At 75.5% G+C, this 15,319-nt stretch carries 10 protein-coding genes; 5 read left to right on the top strand and 5 right to left on the bottom strand.

What is annotated here, in order from left to right; all coding sequences use genetic code 11:
• Positions 1-891, top strand: a complete 891-nt coding sequence (locus tag ABT093_RS02980) for a dihydrodipicolinate synthase family protein (RefSeq protein WP_350559547.1) — start codon at positions 1-3, stop codon at positions 889-891.
• A 62-nt stretch (positions 892-953) separates the two neighbouring features.
• Complete coding sequence (locus ABT093_RS02975) at positions 954-1,898, top strand: phytoene/squalene synthase family protein (RefSeq protein ID WP_350559544.1); 945 nt, start codon at positions 954-956, stop codon at positions 1,896-1,898.
• 50 nt (positions 1,899-1,948) lie between these two features.
• Here ABT093_RS02975 and ABT093_RS02970 read toward each other — a convergent pair whose 3' ends face one another.
• The 4 genes from ABT093_RS02970 to ABT093_RS02955 all read right to left on the bottom strand — a co-directional run bounded on the left by ABT093_RS02970 (position 1,949) and on the right by ABT093_RS02955 (position 9,862).
• Positions 1,949-2,524, bottom strand: a complete 576-nt coding sequence (locus tag ABT093_RS02970; protein WP_350559541.1) for a helix-turn-helix domain-containing protein — start codon at positions 2,522-2,524, stop codon at positions 1,949-1,951.
• A gap of 72 nt (positions 2,525-2,596) precedes the next feature.
• A complete protein-coding gene (locus ABT093_RS02965; protein ID WP_350559538.1) occupies positions 2,597-3,592 on the bottom strand; it encodes an ABC transporter ATP-binding protein in 996 nt (331 codons plus the stop codon).
• A gap of 64 nt (positions 3,593-3,656) precedes the next feature.
• Positions 3,657-6,473, bottom strand: a complete 2,817-nt coding sequence (locus ABT093_RS02960; protein ID WP_350559535.1) for an FtsX-like permease family protein — start codon at positions 6,471-6,473, stop codon at positions 3,657-3,659.
• Positions 6,470-9,862: an FtsX-like permease family protein gene (locus ABT093_RS02955; RefSeq protein WP_350559532.1), complete on the bottom strand. Its 3,393-nt coding sequence runs from the start codon at positions 9,860-9,862 to the stop codon at positions 6,470-6,472. Before ABT093_RS02955 ends, ABT093_RS02960 begins: the two co-directional genes overlap by 4 nt.
• 291 nt (positions 9,863-10,153) lie before the next feature.
• Here ABT093_RS02955 and ABT093_RS02950 point away from each other — a divergent pair, with 291 nt between their 5' ends.
• Positions 10,154-10,885, top strand: coding sequence for an ABC transporter ATP-binding protein (locus ABT093_RS02950; protein WP_350559529.1), 732 nt, complete (start codon positions 10,154-10,156; stop codon positions 10,883-10,885).
• A 241-nt stretch (positions 10,886-11,126) separates the two neighbouring features.
• Positions 11,127-11,414, top strand: a complete 288-nt coding sequence (locus ABT093_RS02945) for a hypothetical protein (RefSeq protein ID WP_350559526.1) — start codon at positions 11,127-11,129, stop codon at positions 11,412-11,414.
• Here the strand turns inward: ABT093_RS02945 and ABT093_RS02940 are convergent.
• Positions 11,401-12,351 (bottom strand): DUF5996 family protein, encoded by a 951-nt coding sequence (locus ABT093_RS02940; protein WP_350559523.1) that lies wholly within the window; start codon positions 12,349-12,351, stop codon positions 11,401-11,403. The genes ABT093_RS02945 and ABT093_RS02940 overlap by 14 nt on opposite strands.
• Before the next feature lie 295 nt (positions 12,352-12,646).
• Here ABT093_RS02940 and ABT093_RS02935 point away from each other — a divergent pair, with 295 nt between their 5' ends.
• Positions 12,647-15,319 (top strand): S8 family serine peptidase, encoded by a 2,673-nt coding sequence (locus ABT093_RS02935; RefSeq protein WP_350559520.1) that lies wholly within the window; start codon positions 12,647-12,649, stop codon positions 15,317-15,319.

Raw genomic sequence — 15,319 nt, 5'->3', positions numbered from 1 at the left:
ATGGCCGGACGCGTCCTGGAGGGGATCATCGCCTACCCGGTGACCCCGTTCGCCCCCGGTGAGGCGGGCGGGGTCGACACCGCCGCCCTCACCGCCCTCGTCGAGCGGCTGATCGACGCCGGCTGCCACGCCGTCGCCCCGCTCGGCTCCACCGGCGAGAGCGCCTACCTGGACGATCAGGAGTGGTACACCACCGCCGAGACCGCGCTCGCCGCGGTCGCCGGCCGGGTGCCCGCCGTGGTCGGCGTCGCCGACCTCACCACGCGCAACGCCGTGCGGCGCGCCCGGTTCGCCGAACAGGCGGGCGCGGACGCGGTGATGGTGCTGCCGCAGTCCTACTGGAAGCTCGACGAACGCGAGGTGGTCCGGCACTTCACCGAGGTCGCCGACGCCGTCTCCGTCCCGGTGATGATCTACAACAACCCGGCCACCAGCGGCATCGACCTCTCCCCCGAGCTGATGGTCTCGCTGGTCCGGCGGGTGGAGAACATCACCATGGTGAAGGAGAGCAGCGGCGACGTGCAGCGGATGCACCGGCTCGCCCAGCTCACCGACGGCGAGCTGCCGTTCTACAACGGCAGCAACCCGCTCGCGCTGGAGGCCTTCGCCGCCGGCGCGGCCGGCTGGTGCACCGCCGCCCCGTGCCTGATCCCCGGTCCGGTGCTCGCGCTCCACCGCGCGGTCCGCGCCGGCGACCTGGACACCGCCCGGGACGTCTTCTACCGCCAGCTGCCCGTCCTGGAGTTCATCCTCCGCGGCGGCCTGCCCACCACCGTCAAGGCCGGCCTGGCCCTGCTCGGCCTCGACGCGGGCGCCCCGCGCCGCCCGCTGCTGCCCCTCGACGAGCCCGGCACCGCCCGCCTCGCCGAACTGCTCGCCACCACGGCCTGAGCCCCGCCCCGCGCGCCGCCCGGACTCCGAATGGGTGTCCGGGCGGCGCACTGTCTAGGCTCGTGCCTTCCGACACGAAGGGAACGGTGGGCCAGGTGGGCAGGTGGGAGCGGGCGCTGGACGCGGCGGGGGTCCGGGAGCCCGGGTTGCGGGCGGAGTACGGGCGGCAGCGCGAGCAGGTGACCCGGTACCGCCGGGAGGTCGCGGTGGCGGCCGGACTGCTGCTGCCCGAGCGCACCGTCCCGCACGTGATCGCCGCGGCCGCCTTCATGCACCGCACGGACACCCTGCTCGACAGCGGGCCGGAGGCCGGCCGCCGGGAGGCGGCCGCCCGGTGGCGGCGGGAGGTCACCGACGGCCTCGCCGACGGCCGCACCGACGACCCCGGGCTGCGGCCCCTGCTGCACAGCGCGGCGGCCCACCCCGTACTGCGCGAGCGGGTCCTGGAGTACCTCGCGGCGGCGGACGCCGACCTCGACTTCACCGGGTTCGACACCGAGGAGGACTACCAGCGCTACGTGGACGGCTACTCGCTGCCGGGCTTCATGGTCGTCGCCGCGCTGCTCGGCCCGCCCGGCGACCAGCGCGCCTACCGGGCCGCCTGCCGGACCTTCATCGACGGCAGCCAGCGGCTCGACTTCGTCAACGACCTCGCCGAGGACCTCGCGGAGGGCCGGCTGACGATCCCCGCGCGGACCCTGGAGCGGCACGGCGTGACCCGGGCCGATCTGGAGCAGGCCCGTGACCGGCCCGCCGTCCGGGCCCTGCTCGGCGAACTGCTCGACACCGCCGAGCGCACCCTGGCCGAGGGCCGCGCGGTCATCGGGCTGGCCCCGGCCGCGCACCGGCCGATGGTCCGCTGCGTCGTCGAGGTGGAGACGCTCACCAGTGCCGCCGCGCGCGCCGACCTCGGCGCGCTCCTGCACCGCTCCGCGGGCCCCGCCAAGCCCGCCGCGCTGCGGCTGCTGGCCCGCGAGTACCTGCGGGCCCGCCGCCACCGCCGCTGAGGACGGGGGCGGCGGTCGAGGGCGGGGGCGGCGGTCGAGGGCGGGCGGCGTCAGGGCAGGGTCGGGACGCGCTCGCCGGGGCCGGCCGGGTCGTCGTGGATCACCACGAGGATCGCGGCCGGCCGCTCCCCGGTGGAGCGGCAGCGGTGCGGCAGGGCGGCGTTGAAGTAGACGCTGTCGCCCGGCGCGAGCGCGACGGTCCGCTCCGGGAACTCCAGTTCGGCGGTGCCCTCGTGGACGAAGAGGAACTCCTCGCCCGCGTGGGACTTGAACGGCGCCCCGGCGGGCTCCAGGGGCGGGTGCATCATGAAGGGCACCATCTGCTTGCCGGCCAGCCCGGTGGCGATGCCCTCGTAGCGCGTGCTCCCCGGGCCGGTCCCCGCGGCCATCGGGGTCCGCTCACCGGCCCGCACCACGGTGACCAGCTCGGGCTCGACCTCGTCCGAGAAGAGCCGCCCCACGTCCACGTTCAGGGCGTGGGCGAGCTTGAGCGCGGTGGAGATCGACGGGTCGCTCAGGCCGCGCTCCACCTTGGAGAGGTAGCTCTTGGTGACGCCGACCTGCGCCGCCAACGCCTCCAGGCTGAGCCGGTTCTGCTTCCTCAGCACCCTCACCCGGCTGCTCATCGGCCGCCCTCACCACCTGTCGCCACCGCGGAACGTTGCGGTCCAGTATTCCAGCACCGGAGCGGGCCGCCGTCAGTGCCCTTCGAGGTCGTCGGGGCGCACCGCGATGTGGTCGGGGGCGAGTTCGACGGCGACGCGGTGCTCCATGCCGAGGGCCTCCAGGAACTTGGCCGGCAGCTGGACGCGGCCGGTGCGGTCCAGCATCACGTACTCGGTCTCGTTCACCGACTCCTCGCCGTGCTCGTCGGTGAGGGTGCGGCGGAGCACCTCGCTGCTGGTGCGGCCGTCGCGGATGGCCACGGTGCGGCGGACCTCGCCGGCCACCATCGGGTCGTGGGTGACGATGACGACGGTGGCGCCGAGGTCGCGGTTGACGGTGCGGAAGGCCTCGAAGATGCTCGCCCCGGTCTCCGAGTCCAGCTCGCCGGTGGGCTCGTCGGCGAGCAGCACCGGCGGGTTGTTGGCCATGGCGACCGCGATCGCGACCCGCTGCTGCTGGCCGCCGGACATCTCGCTCGGCCGGCGGCGGGCGAGTTCGCCGATCTCCAGGGCCTCCAGCAGCTCGGCGACCCGGGCGGCCTGCCGGCGCCCGCCGCCGCTGGTCCGCCGGCCGCCGCGCAGCTGCATCGGCAGCGCGACGTTCTCGGCGGCGGTGAGGAAGGGCAGCAGGTTGCGGGCGGTCTGCTGCCAGATGAAGCCCACCACCTCACGGCGGTAGCGCAGCCGCTCGCGGGGCGACATCTCCAGCAGGTCGCAGCCGGCCACGGTCGCGGTGCCGGCGGTCGGCACGTCCAGTCCGGCGAGGATGGTCAGCAGGGTGGACTTGCCGCTGCCGGAGGCGCCGACCAGGGCCACCAGGTCACCCTGGCGGATGGTCAGTTCGAGGCCCTGCAGGGCCTGCACCTCGACGCCCTGGGCGCTGAAGATGCGCACCAGCCGGTCGCAGACGATGGCGGCGTCCGCGCCGTGGGCGCTCCTGGGCCCGGCCGCGGCGGCGCGCGCCCGCTCCTGGAGTTCCTGGAAGGTGGGGACCGGGGCGGTCTGCTGGTCCTGGGCGCTGCCGTTCACCGCGGCTCTCCTCTCGTCGGAGCTGGTGTGGTGGTGGTGTCGGATTCGGCCGGGCGCGGGGGCGTCATCGCTGGTCCCCCGCCCGTAGTTCGGTGGCGATCTGGCGCCGGCCGGCGATCAGCGCCTCGGCGACGACGCCGGCCGCGACCAGGGCGGCGAGGCCGGCGGTCTGCAGCGCGACCGGTGGCACGTCGACCGGCAGGCCGCGCGCGATCTGCGCGCCGACCAGGATCGACAGGTCGAAGGACGGGCCGAGCAGGGCGACCGCGGCGAGCGCGACGAGGCCGCCGCCGACCGCCGCGACCAGGGTCTGCGGCAGGGTCTCGACCAGGATGAGGGCCAGGCCCTGCCGGGGGCGCAGGCCCATGGTGCGCAGCCGGGCGAGCAGGGCGGTGCGTTCGGGGGCGGCGCGGACCAGGGTGAGCAGGACGGCGAGCAGGGCGAGCGCGCCGGAGCCGAGGACGGCGGCCCAGAACAGCCGGGCGGCGGAGTCCTGGAGGGGGTCGTCGGCGAGTTCGGTGACGACGGCCGCGCTGGTGCGCACGGTGTAGCCGGTCGGCAGGGCGTCCCCCTGGGCCCCGGACCCGGCGATCGTGGCGCGGGTGGCGCGTTCGGCGTCGCTGGCGATGCGTTCGCGCACCAGGCTCCGCAGGGCGTCCTGGTCGACGGAGCCGGTGGCCAGCCAGAGGTTGGCGCGGCCGAGTTCGGGGGCGACGGCGACGGCCGGGGCGGCCGGCAGGACGACGAACAGGCGGTCCTCGCCCTGGAGGGCGGGGGTGGCGTCGACGGTGCCGGCGGTGGCGGTGAGCAGTTCGCCGCCGTTCGGCAGGCGCAGGCGGTGGGTGTCTCCATTGCCGAGCTGCTTGGCGAGCGCGGCGGAGACCAGGACGGGCACGGGGGTGTCCGGTCCGCCGGTGCCGCCGGCCAGCAACGCGGGGTCGAAGGCGCCGCGGCCGAGCGAGCGGGAGATCTCGGCGTAGGAGGCGGGGTCGGCGACGACGGCGAACACCCGGGTGGTGCCGTTGGCGCCGAGCACGAACACCTCGGTGTCGGCCCAGACCGGGGCGGAGGCCCGGATACCGGGCAGCGCGGCGGCGGCCTCGGCGAAGGCGGGCGGGATGGTGACGCCGACCGGGACGACCACGGAGGCGTCGCCGCCGACGCTCAGCCGGGCCGCGCGGGTGCGCCCGGTGTCGACGGCGCCCAGGACGGTGGCGCCGAAGCCGGCGGTGGTGACGGCGAGCAGCAGCGCGAGCAGCGGCAGCACGGAGGACCCCCTGCGTTCGCCGGTGCCGCGGGCGGCGCGGGTCAGGCCGAGGAACCCGACGGCGCCCGGGCGCCGGGCGGCGACCCGGGTGAGCGCGCCGACCAGCAGCGGCTGGAGGCGGGCGAGCAGGAGTCCCCCGGTGAGGGCGAGCAGCAGCGGGGCGACGACCAGCAGCGGGTCGGCGCCCTCGCCGCCGGTGGCGACGCCGCGCCGGCGGACCTCCGCCACGGCGGCGACGGTCAGGGCCAGGACGGCGAGTTCGCCGACCAGACGGCGCCGGCCCACGCCGGGCCGGGGGCGGGACCAGAGCCGGGCGGCGCGCAGCGGGACGGCGAGCAGGGTGAACAGGGTGACGGCCGTGGCGGCGAGCAGGGCGCTGCCCCAGCGCGGGGTGGGCAGCAGCCACAGGGCGAGCGCGGTCGCGAGGGCGGAGGCCGGCAGGACGGTCACCGCGCCCTCGCCGAGCAGCCGCAGCAGGACGCCGGAGCGCGAGCCGCCGCGGGCCTGGAGCAGCCGCAGTTCGGCGGCGCGCCGGTCGCCGGTGAGCGCGGCGGCCAGACAGAGCACGACCACCCCGACGCCGGCGAGGCCGGCCGGGCCGATCGCGGCGAGCGGCGCGGCGGCCTCCTGCCGCTCGCCGGCCTGGCGGAACAGCGTGGGCAGCGGGGAGGTGATGTGCAGGCCGGGGCGCTGGGTGGCGTTCGCCAGCGCGTTGGCGGTGTGTCCGGTGAGGTAGGAGGCGACCTCCCGGTCGGTCTCGGCGAGCCGGTCGGCCCGCAGGGCGTCGATGTCGACGGGCAGCCGCCAGAAGTCCTGCGCGCCGGTCTGCCAGGTCCGCACCCGTTCGAGGGCGGAGCCGTCGACGAGTCCGGCGGTGCGCCAGTAGGCGGCGGGCTCCTTGCCGGTGGTGTAGTTGAGGCAGGCCCGGCTGAGGCAGGACAGGTCGCTCCAGTAGGGGTCGCTCTGGTCGGCGACGTCGACGATGCCGACCACCAGGGCCCGGGGCGCCTCGTCGTCGCTGGTGGCCGAGGAGGTCTCCAGGATGTCGCCGAGGTGGATGCGGACGGTCTCGGCGACGTCGCGGCTGATCGCGATCTGGACCGGCTGGTCCGGCGAGGGGGCGCCCGGCCAGCTGCCCTCGGCGAGCGTCACGTGGTCACGCAGGCCCTGCAGGTAGAACAGGTCCATCACCGGGTCGGCCTTTTCGGGCCTGGCCAGGCCCGGGTTGGTGAGGGAGCGCGGCTTGCCGGTGCGGCTGCCGTAGACCGGTCCGCCGGGCGCGACGCGGAAGGTGTCGCCGGTGTGCGCGGTGAGCAGGGCGGCGGCCTCGTCGAGGCCCTTGGCGTCCCCGCGCAGGTCGGCGGTGGCGAAGATGCTGGTGGCCGCCGGACCCCGGTCGCGGAGGAACTCGCGCAGGCCCTGGTCGGCGGTGCGGTCCAGCAGGCGCGGGAAGGCCGCCGCGAGGAAGACGGTGCCGAACGCGAGCACGGCGGTGAGCAGCGCGGCGAGCGGGGTCGCGCGCAGCCGGGTGCGCACCCACGCCGCGGGGCGGTGGGCGCTCTCCGGTCCGGCGTCGGCGGGCCGGGGGGCCTCGGATCCGGCCGGGCTGGTCACATCTCCTCCAGGTGCCGCAGGCGTTGGGCCACGTCGCGCCGGCGGCGTCCGCCGAGCAGGGCCGAGAGCAGGGGGACGGCGGCGATCGCGGCGGCCAGCAGCACGGCGGTGCCGAGCGGCAGGTCGACAACGGCGTCCGGGACGGGGCGGCGGGCCGTCGGGGTGAGCACCACGAGCGGCACGATCAGCCGCACGATCAGAGCGCCGAGGGCGAGGCCGACGACCGTGCCGAGGCCGACCAGGACGGCCTGCTCGGCGGTGGCCGTGCGGATCAGGCGGCGCCTGGGGGCGCCGAGGGCCAGCAGCAGCGCGGAGTCGCGGGAGCGCTCGCCCGCGGCGGCCGCCGAGGCGGCGCCGAAGCCGATCGCGGCGAGCACCGTGGTGACGAGGGCGATGGCGGCGAGCGCGTTCTGCGGGGCCGCGCTCAGCGGGTCGCCGAGCAGATCGGCGGCGACCTCGTCGCGGAGCTGGAGCCCGGGTGCGCTGGGGGCCGCGCGCAGGGCGGCGGCCGCCTGGGCGGGGGCCTGGTCGTCCGGGCCGGCGGCGGGCAGCCACCACTCGGTGGGGATGGGGGTCTCCCGGCCGGTGGCGGCGAGCGCCCGGCCGACGGTGCCCAGGTCGACCAGCAGGGCGGTGCCGCCCGCGACGGGCAGCGACTCGACCTCGCCGGTGATCCGCACCTGCACGGTGGCGAGGCCGAACGGCACCCGCAGGGTCGAGCCGACGCCGGAGCCGGTGGCGGCCAGGTAGCCGCGGGTGGCGACGCCGGTGATCTCGGTCGGCGGCTTGGCGCCGGCCGGGGTGATGGCGGCGCGCTGCGTGCCGCGGTTGCCGGTGACGGACCAGTAGCGCGCGCCCAGCAGCGGCCGGTCGCCGGCCCCGCCGGGGAGGATCTCCACGTGGGCGTCGTGGTCGGTGCCGTCGCCGGTGGTGGCCCAGTCGAAGCCGGCGGGGACGGTGGCCGGCACGGCGGGGGACGTCGCGTCGTCGGCGGCGGCGAGCCGGCGGACGGTCAGCGTGCCGCCGTCGGTGGGGCCGAAGGAGAGGGTCACGCCGACGACGGTCAGCGGCGCGGACACCGAGCTGCGTCCGCCGTCGGTGAGCCCGGCGAGGTTCGCGGTGGCCCGGCCCTCGCCGGAGGCGGGGATGCCGTTGAGCGGGACGACGAAGGAGATGTCGTGGCGGTCGCGCAGCAGCAGCCAGACGTCCGGGGCCCTGACCGGCGGCGGCAGGGCCTCGCCGGGGGACGGCCGCCGCGCGTCCGGCGTGAAGGTGACCTCGGCCTCGATGCGCTGCGGACGGCCGGGCAGCGGGATTCCGGCCGCGGCGCCGGTGGGCGCGTTCTCGGCGAGCGGGGCGAACAGCCGCTTCGGGTCCTGTCCGTCGAGCAGGTCGGAGCGGACCGGGACGCGCTCGGCGAAGGCGGCGGCGTCCAGGGCGAGGATCTGTCCGTGGCCGTTGTCGGGCAGTGACTGCTCCTGGCGGCTGACGGGGACGATCCGGTCGCCGCCGGGCAGGGCGGCGAACCGGCTGCCCTGGCCGAGCGGGTCGGTGTGGATGCTGTGGATGCGCAGGCCGCCGGCGGTGGCGAAGGAGGCCTGGTCCTGCTGGGAGGTGTTCCAGGTGTCGTGCTGGCCGAGGGCGAGGACGCCGGTGGAGACGCCGAGCACCAGCAGCAGGACCGGTCCGCCCGCCTGGCCGGGGCGGCGGGCGAGCTGCCAGCCGACCAGGGCGGGCCCGAGACCGCGGCCCCGGGCGGCGATCCGGGCGCCGAGGCGCGCGGCGAGCGGCAGCAGGCGCAGCGCGAGCAGGGTGCCGGCGCCGAGGGCGAGGGTGGGGGTGGCGACCAGGACCGGGTCCAGTCCGAGGCGGCCGTCGGCGTCCGGCGACAGCCCGCCGCTGTACTGGGAGAGCTGCTGGTAGGCGAGGACGGCCAGGGCGAGCAGGGCGAGGTCGGCGCCGGAACGGGCGGCGCCCGCGGCCAGGGCCTGGCGGTTGCCGGCCCGGCGCAGCACGGCGGCGCCGGCGCCGCGCAGCAGGGCGGGCACGGCGGCGAGCAGGACGCAGCCGAGGGCGCAGGCGACGGCGACCGGCCACAGGGTCCAGCGCAGCGAGGTGTCCAGCGGCACGTGGCGCAGCGGGCCGAAGCCGCCGAGGACGCTCAGCAGCGGCGGGGTGAGCAGCGGGGCGAGCAGGGCGGCGGGCAGCGCGAGCAGCAGGGCCTCGGTGGCGCTGAAGGCGCCGAGGCGCAGGCCGGAGGCGCCGCGGGCGGCGAGCAGGGCGTTCTCGGCCTGCTGGCGGGTGGCGATGAGGTGGACGACGAGCAGCAGGGCGGCGGCGGCCAGCACGATCAGCTGGAGGGCGCCGATGAGCAGGGTGGAGCGGGCGACCATGGCGCTGGAGTCCAGCTCGCGCAGCAGGTCGGCGAGGTCGGTGCGGGCGATCAGCCCGCCGTTCTTGTTGAGGTCGTCGCCGGCCGGGGTGATCCGGCCGCGCAGGGCGTCCACGGCGGAGGCGCCGGCGCCGGTGAAGTCGGCGTCGAGCAGCCAGCTGCGGCCGTTCTGCGGGATGCCGGCGGCGGTGAAGGCGGTGTCGTCGACGAGCAGCGGGCCGTAGGTGGTGAATCCGCCGACCAGGACCTCGCGGCCCTGCAGCGGGTCGAGCCGCCAGTAGAGGTCGGCGGGGTCGGTGGCGCGGTAGACGCCGGTGATCCGGACGGTGAGCGGGGCGCCGCCGTAGCGGTCGGTGAGCCGGACCTCGGCGGGGAGGGCGTCGGCGGTGAGGCCGAGGCGGGTGAGCGCGGCCTGCGGGGCGGCGGCCTGGACGGGGCCGGGGGTGCCGGAGGCGGCGGGGACGGGCCAGTTGCCGGCGAGCAGCTGGGTGTACTGGCGGTCGAGGGCGGCGAGGAGGGTGAGGTCGTCGTCCTTGGCCGGGCCGGGCTGAGTGCCGGGCTGGGCTCCGGGCTGGGCTCCGGGCTGGTTGCCGGCCGCCGGGGCGGGGCTCGCGGGGGCGGCGGCGGACTGGGGGGCAGCGGGTGTGCCCGCCGGCTTGCCCGTCGGGGCAGCCCCCGGGGCGCCCGGCAGGCCGTAGGAGCGGCTGCGGGACAGGCCGCGGGTCTCGGTCGGCAGGTCGCCGAAGAGGGCGCGGGCGTAGTCGCCCACCGCCGCGTCGTCCTTGGCCCGCTGGCCCAGCCCGTGCTCCGAGTTGACCACCACGGTGGTCCTCGGGTGGCCCCGGCCCTGGAGGGCCTGGCGCTGTCCGACCTCGCCGACGGTGCGCTGGAAGGCGACCAGCGCCGTGAGCACCGCCGTCGTGATCAGTACGGTGAGCAGCGCTGCGGCGGCCAGGGGCAGTCGCCCGCGCAGACGGCGCACGACGAAGCCGAGCATCCCGTTCCTCCCCCGGTCCTCCTGGTGTCCGCGCCGCGTCGCCCGTACCGGGCGCACGCCTCCCTGCGCGGCTGGGCGCCCGTGGTGGCGCCGCATGATGATCACCGGCGCTTGATCACCGGATAGCGGACGATGCTGTCAGATCCGGTCAAGGAAAGGAAGGGACTTGCGCGAAGGATGAAAGTAGTGAACAAATGCTCCGAACCACTGCCGGACCATGCCTGACGGCACGTCAGACGTGGTCGCGCCAAGCCATGAACACTTCAATGGAATACCCAGGGGGGACGCCGAATGACGCAGCACCCGGCCGCCACCGTGACCGCTCCCATGGTGGCCGTCACCGACGTCCACCGCAGCTTCGGGACCGGCGAACGGGCCGTGCACGCCCTGCGCGGCGTCTCCTTCACCATCGGCCGGGGCGAGCTCACCGCCCTCAAGGGCCGGTCCGGCTCCGGCAAGACCACCCTGCTCAACCTGGTCGGCGGCCTGGACAGCCCGACCGGCGGCACCATCACCCTGGACGGCACCGACCTCGGCGGCCTGGACGAGGACGGCCGGCTGGCCCTGCGCCGGGACCGGCTGGGCTTCGTCTTCCAGTCCTTCGGTCTGCTCCCGGTGCTCACCGCCGCCGAGAACGTCGGTGTCCCGATGCGGCTGCGCAAGGTGCCGGCCGCCCAGCGCGAGGAGCGCGCCCGGACGCTGCTGGCGCTGGTCGGACTGGCCGACCACGCCAACCAGCGCCCCGGCGAGCTGTCCGGCGGCCAGCAGCAGCGGGTGGCCATCGCCCGGGCGCTGGCCAACGAGCCGGACCTGATCATCGCCGACGAGCCGACCGGCCAGCTGGACTCGGAGACCGGCCGGTCGATCATGGAGCTGCTGCGCGCGGTGGTGCGCAGCGAGGGCGTCACCGTGCTGGTCGCCACGCACGACCCGAACCTCATGGAGCTCGCGGACCGGGTGGTCGAGCTGCGCGACGGGCGGATCGTCGAGGAGGCCGCCGCCGAGGAGGCCGCCGCCGGGTGACGGCGCCGTCGGGGCCCTCGCCCGCGCCCCCGCCCAGCCGGCCCGGCGAGCGCGAGCAGGAGACCAGCAGGGTGTCGGCAACCGGTCGGCAGCGCGTGGACGCCCCGCCCGCGCGCACCGCCGCCGCCGACGCGCCGACCGGGCGTGCGTGCAGCCGGCACCGGCGCAGCGCCGATCGGGCGTTGGCATCCCTGCAGTCGGGGCCGCACGGCCCCGGACACGTGGAGAGGCGGAGACCGCCATGGCAGTCGAGATCCAGGTCGAACCCCTGGGCGACCACAAGCACCTGGTCCGGGTCCGCGAGGGCGCGGCCGAGGCCGAGACCCGGATCCGGGTCACCGACGGCGTCCTCGACCAGCCGCAGATCACCGGCGCCGACGAGACCAGGATCGTCCACGAGACGGTGGCCTTCCTCGTCGAACGCCAGCCCGTGATCGACATCCCCCCGATGATCGACCTCGACGACCTCGCGGACGCCTACGGCACGCCCTACCTGGAGGATCTCGGCCGGCGCCTCACCGCGCGGTAGGCCCCGGGGCGAGCAGCGGGTCGGTGATGCCTCCGGGCGAGGCCTCGCCGCCGATGTTCCAGTCGGCGAGGTGGGCCGCGGACTGGTACACGGACTCGTAGAAGTCGAGGACCGCGGCCCGCGGGTCACCGCCGCCGCGGACGTCGTCGTACTCCAGGACGGCCAGGTGGCTGCCGCCGCGCTCGACCCAGCGGGCGGTGTCGGGACGCAGCGGGCGGTCGGCCAGAGCGGCGGGTTCGGGCGCCGCGTAGGAGTAGAAGGCCGGCCGGGGGAAGGCGTCGTCGCCGAACCAGAACCCGGAGCTGATGACCTCGCGGGAGTAGGCCTCGCGGGTCACCGGGTCGACGCTCTCGGGCTGGTCGGTCTGGCGGCCGGAGAAGCGGGTGACGGCGATGTCGAAGGTGTGCCAGAAGTGGTGCACCGGGCTGGTCTTCCCGCAGAAGCGGGCGGCGAACTCCTCCAGGACCAGGTTGACCTGGCCGAGCACCTGCCAGTACCGGTTGACCCAGAACGGGTCGTAGGCGGCGTGCTCGGTGTCCTCGGTGAAGGGCCGGCCGGCGTCGGGCAGGTCGAACGGGTGCGGGTTCGGGAGGGACGCCGGCACGCCGACCGTGGCGAGGGCGTCGAGCGTCTGGCGGTAGAACGACGCCACGGACTGCCCGGCGAGCGGGAACGAGACCCGGCGGCCGTCCGACGAGCAGACCAGCAGCCGGTGGTCGACGAAGTCGAAGTCGACGCAGAAGGTCCCGCTCCCGTCGGCCGTGGCCATCGGGCGCGTGGTGATGCCGCGCCCGGTGAGGTAGTAGGGGACGTTCCACCAGTGGTTGCGCCGAACGCTGTACGCCAGGCGGACCTTGCCGACGACCTGGGCGAACCGGTGCACCGTCGCCTTGGAGTCCTGCCAGGACGACAGCGGGATCGGGGGGAACAGCTCCATGGGGCCACGCTAGGCCCGCGGGCGCGCTCCCGCATCCGCGCCCGGACCGGACGGGGCGCAATCCGCGGAAACCGACCACCTGATAATTCATTCGATTATTCGAATCGACGATCATTCCATTGACTCGAACGAGTGAACTCAATAGCGGAATCTTTGCCATCGATTCGCATACGGAGCCGATTGCCGCAGGTGAACCGCGCCTTCGAGCAAGATGAACAGGGCAGAATACTGATTGACAGTGGATTTTCCCGGGCTCATGATAAACGCCGTCCGACGATCGGCTGCGAGGTGGCGGATGACGTACACGAAGCTCGACGAATCGCTGATCGCGCGCGTGCACGCACTGAAGCAGGCCGCCCTCCGCGAGGACGAGGACGACGGTGCGAGGATGGACCGGACCGAACGGATCAAGGTCCTGCTCCAGTTCACCGGCGACCTCGCGGTGGTGGAGGAGGCCGGTTTCTGGACCGAGTTCCGCACCGCCCGGGTCGCGGCCGGCACCGTCGCCGCCGAGGACCTCGAACGGGTCTGCGCGCTCGACAACGTGATCACCGTCCACGGCAGCCGACCGACCCGGCCCGGAGGACCGGCGGCACCGCCTCCCGAACCCACGGGCGCCGAGGCCACGGGCGCCGAGGCCACGGGCGCCGAGGCAACCGGCGCCGGGGGCGGTGCGCCCGGTGCGCCGTTCGCCTCGGACGACCCCACCGTTCCCCCCGGATTCACGGGGCGCGGCGTGGTGGTCGGCGTGATCGACACCGGAATCGACATCTTCCACCCGGCGTTCCGCAAGCTCGACGGGACCACCCGGATCGTGTCGCTCCTCGACATGACGCTGCGCCAGACGATCACGCCCACCGGCAATCCGACCGGGGGCTCGATCACCCTGCGCTGGAAGCCCCCGGGCCAGGTGCCCGACCAGGCGACCGGCCCCCTGGCGCTCCCGCTGACCGCCGCCACCGCGCAGTCGGTGCTGAGCGCGCTCGGCGGAATGAGACCGGGCGACGTGGTCGTCACCGGCGGCCCGCTGCCGGCGCAGCCGCTGGTGATCGACTTCGAGGGGCAGTTCATCAAGGCGCCGTTCGACACCGCGCAGATCAACCCGATCCGGCTGACCGACGTCACCCTCACCGGGGGCACCGGAGCCACCGTCAGCGTCATCCGCGGGCGGGTCATCACCCCGAACGAGATCAACGCCGCCCTGGCCGCGGCACCGCCGCCGCCCACGCCGCCCCAGGCCTTCATCTCGCGCGACCCGGACGGCCACGGCAGCCACGTCGCGGGGGTCGCCGCGGGAATCGGCCTGCCGGGCTGCTGCTCCCCCGACCGGATCACCGGCATCGCCCACGAGGCGGATCTCGCCATCGTCCGCTCGCTGTTCGACACCGTCGAGGATCTCCGGGCGGCCAAGTACGTCCTCGAACAGCCCTGGGTTCCGGCCGGTACTCCGAAGCCCCCCGTCGTGCTGAACATGAGCCTCTTCGGGACCGGAACGGCGCACGACGGCACGGCCCCCGAGGAGCAGGGGCTGGACGACCTGCTGATCGGGGCGACCCGCCGGTCGATCGTGCTCATCGCGGGAAACACCGGCGGGCTGGCCCCGCCCAACCAGCTCGCGCAGTTCTCCGAGGGCCAGCACACGTCCGGCACCGTTCCCGCGCGCGGCAGCGTCACTCGGGGGGTGGACATCCTGTCCGGCGACACCGCGGCCGACTTCCTGGTCCTCTGGTACCCGGGGCCCGGGCGGCTGAACTTCACCCTCACCCCACCGCAACCGGTCGGCGGGCCGGCCATGGCCCCGGTCACCCCCAGCACGAACCCGAACGCGCCGTCCGTGCGACGGACCGTCGGTCAGGGACCGACCGAGCACGTCCTGTTCGTCACCTCGCACGTCGGGGTCGAGCCGAACCGCAAGAACCGGATCGTCGCCCAGCTCAACCCGGCCAGGGCCGTCGCCCCCCTCACGCCCCAGATCGCCCCCGGGGTGTGGACCGTCACACTCACCGAGACCCAGGGCACCGCCACACCGTTCGACTGCTGGACCAACCCCAGCCTGACGGAGCAGCCCGCCCGCTTCGTCCTCGCGGACCAGGAGCCGACCCGGACCGTCGGCTCCCCCGGCACCGCCCGTCTCCCCCTCACGGTGGGTGCCTACGACCCGGCCAGCGGGAAGCTCGCCCCCTTCTCCGGCCGCGGCCCCACCGCGGACTTCCGGCTCAAGCCCGAAGTCTGCGCACCCGGCAGGCGGATCTACTCGGCGAAGTCCGGCGGCCTCCACCCGGACCTGCTGGTCGCGATGAGCGGGACCAGCCAGGCCGCGCCGTACGTCGCCGGGGTCATCGCCCTGATGTTCCAGGCGAACAACGACCTCGACCACACCACGATCGTCGGCCACCTCACCTCCACCTGCCTGCCCCCGGTCCCGCCGGTCCCGCCGACCCAGCTGGACAGCGGCTGGGGCTTCGGCCGGGTGAACCCCGAACCCGCCGTCCTCGCCTCGATGCCGGCCCCGCTCGCGGAGTCCTTCGCCGCCGGCGGGGAGCCGCTGATCCTGCCGACCGCCGCCTACCCCGCCGCGCACGTCCCGCCGACCGTCCGGACCCGCCAGGTCCTCGACCGCCTCGCCGGGAGCACGACCGGACGCCGGGCCGCCGAGCTCTGCACCGCGCACCTCGACGAGGTACGGCGCCTGGTGGACACCGAACGGCGTGTCACCGTCGCCTGGCACCGGATGCACGGCCCGCTGATCGTCCGGCGGCTGCTGCTCAGCGAGCTCGCCCACGACGAACCCGTCCCGCGCACGCTCGGCGGCCGCCCGGTGGCCGACGGGCTGGCCCGTCTGCTCGACGAACTCGCCGCCGCCGGGAGCCCGGCACTGCGCGAGGCCGTCACCACGCACCGCGACTTCCTGCTCCGACTGCCCGGTGCGCGACTGTCCGACCTCGACGACCGAGCGGAGTTGAGCTGA

Source organism: Kitasatospora sp. NPDC002551 (assembly GCF_040296005.1).
Taxonomy (GTDB): domain Bacteria; phylum Actinomycetota; class Actinomycetes; order Streptomycetales; family Streptomycetaceae; genus Kitasatospora.
Note: the sequence above shows the minus strand (reverse complement) of the source record. Positions and strands in the feature narration are given on the sequence as shown.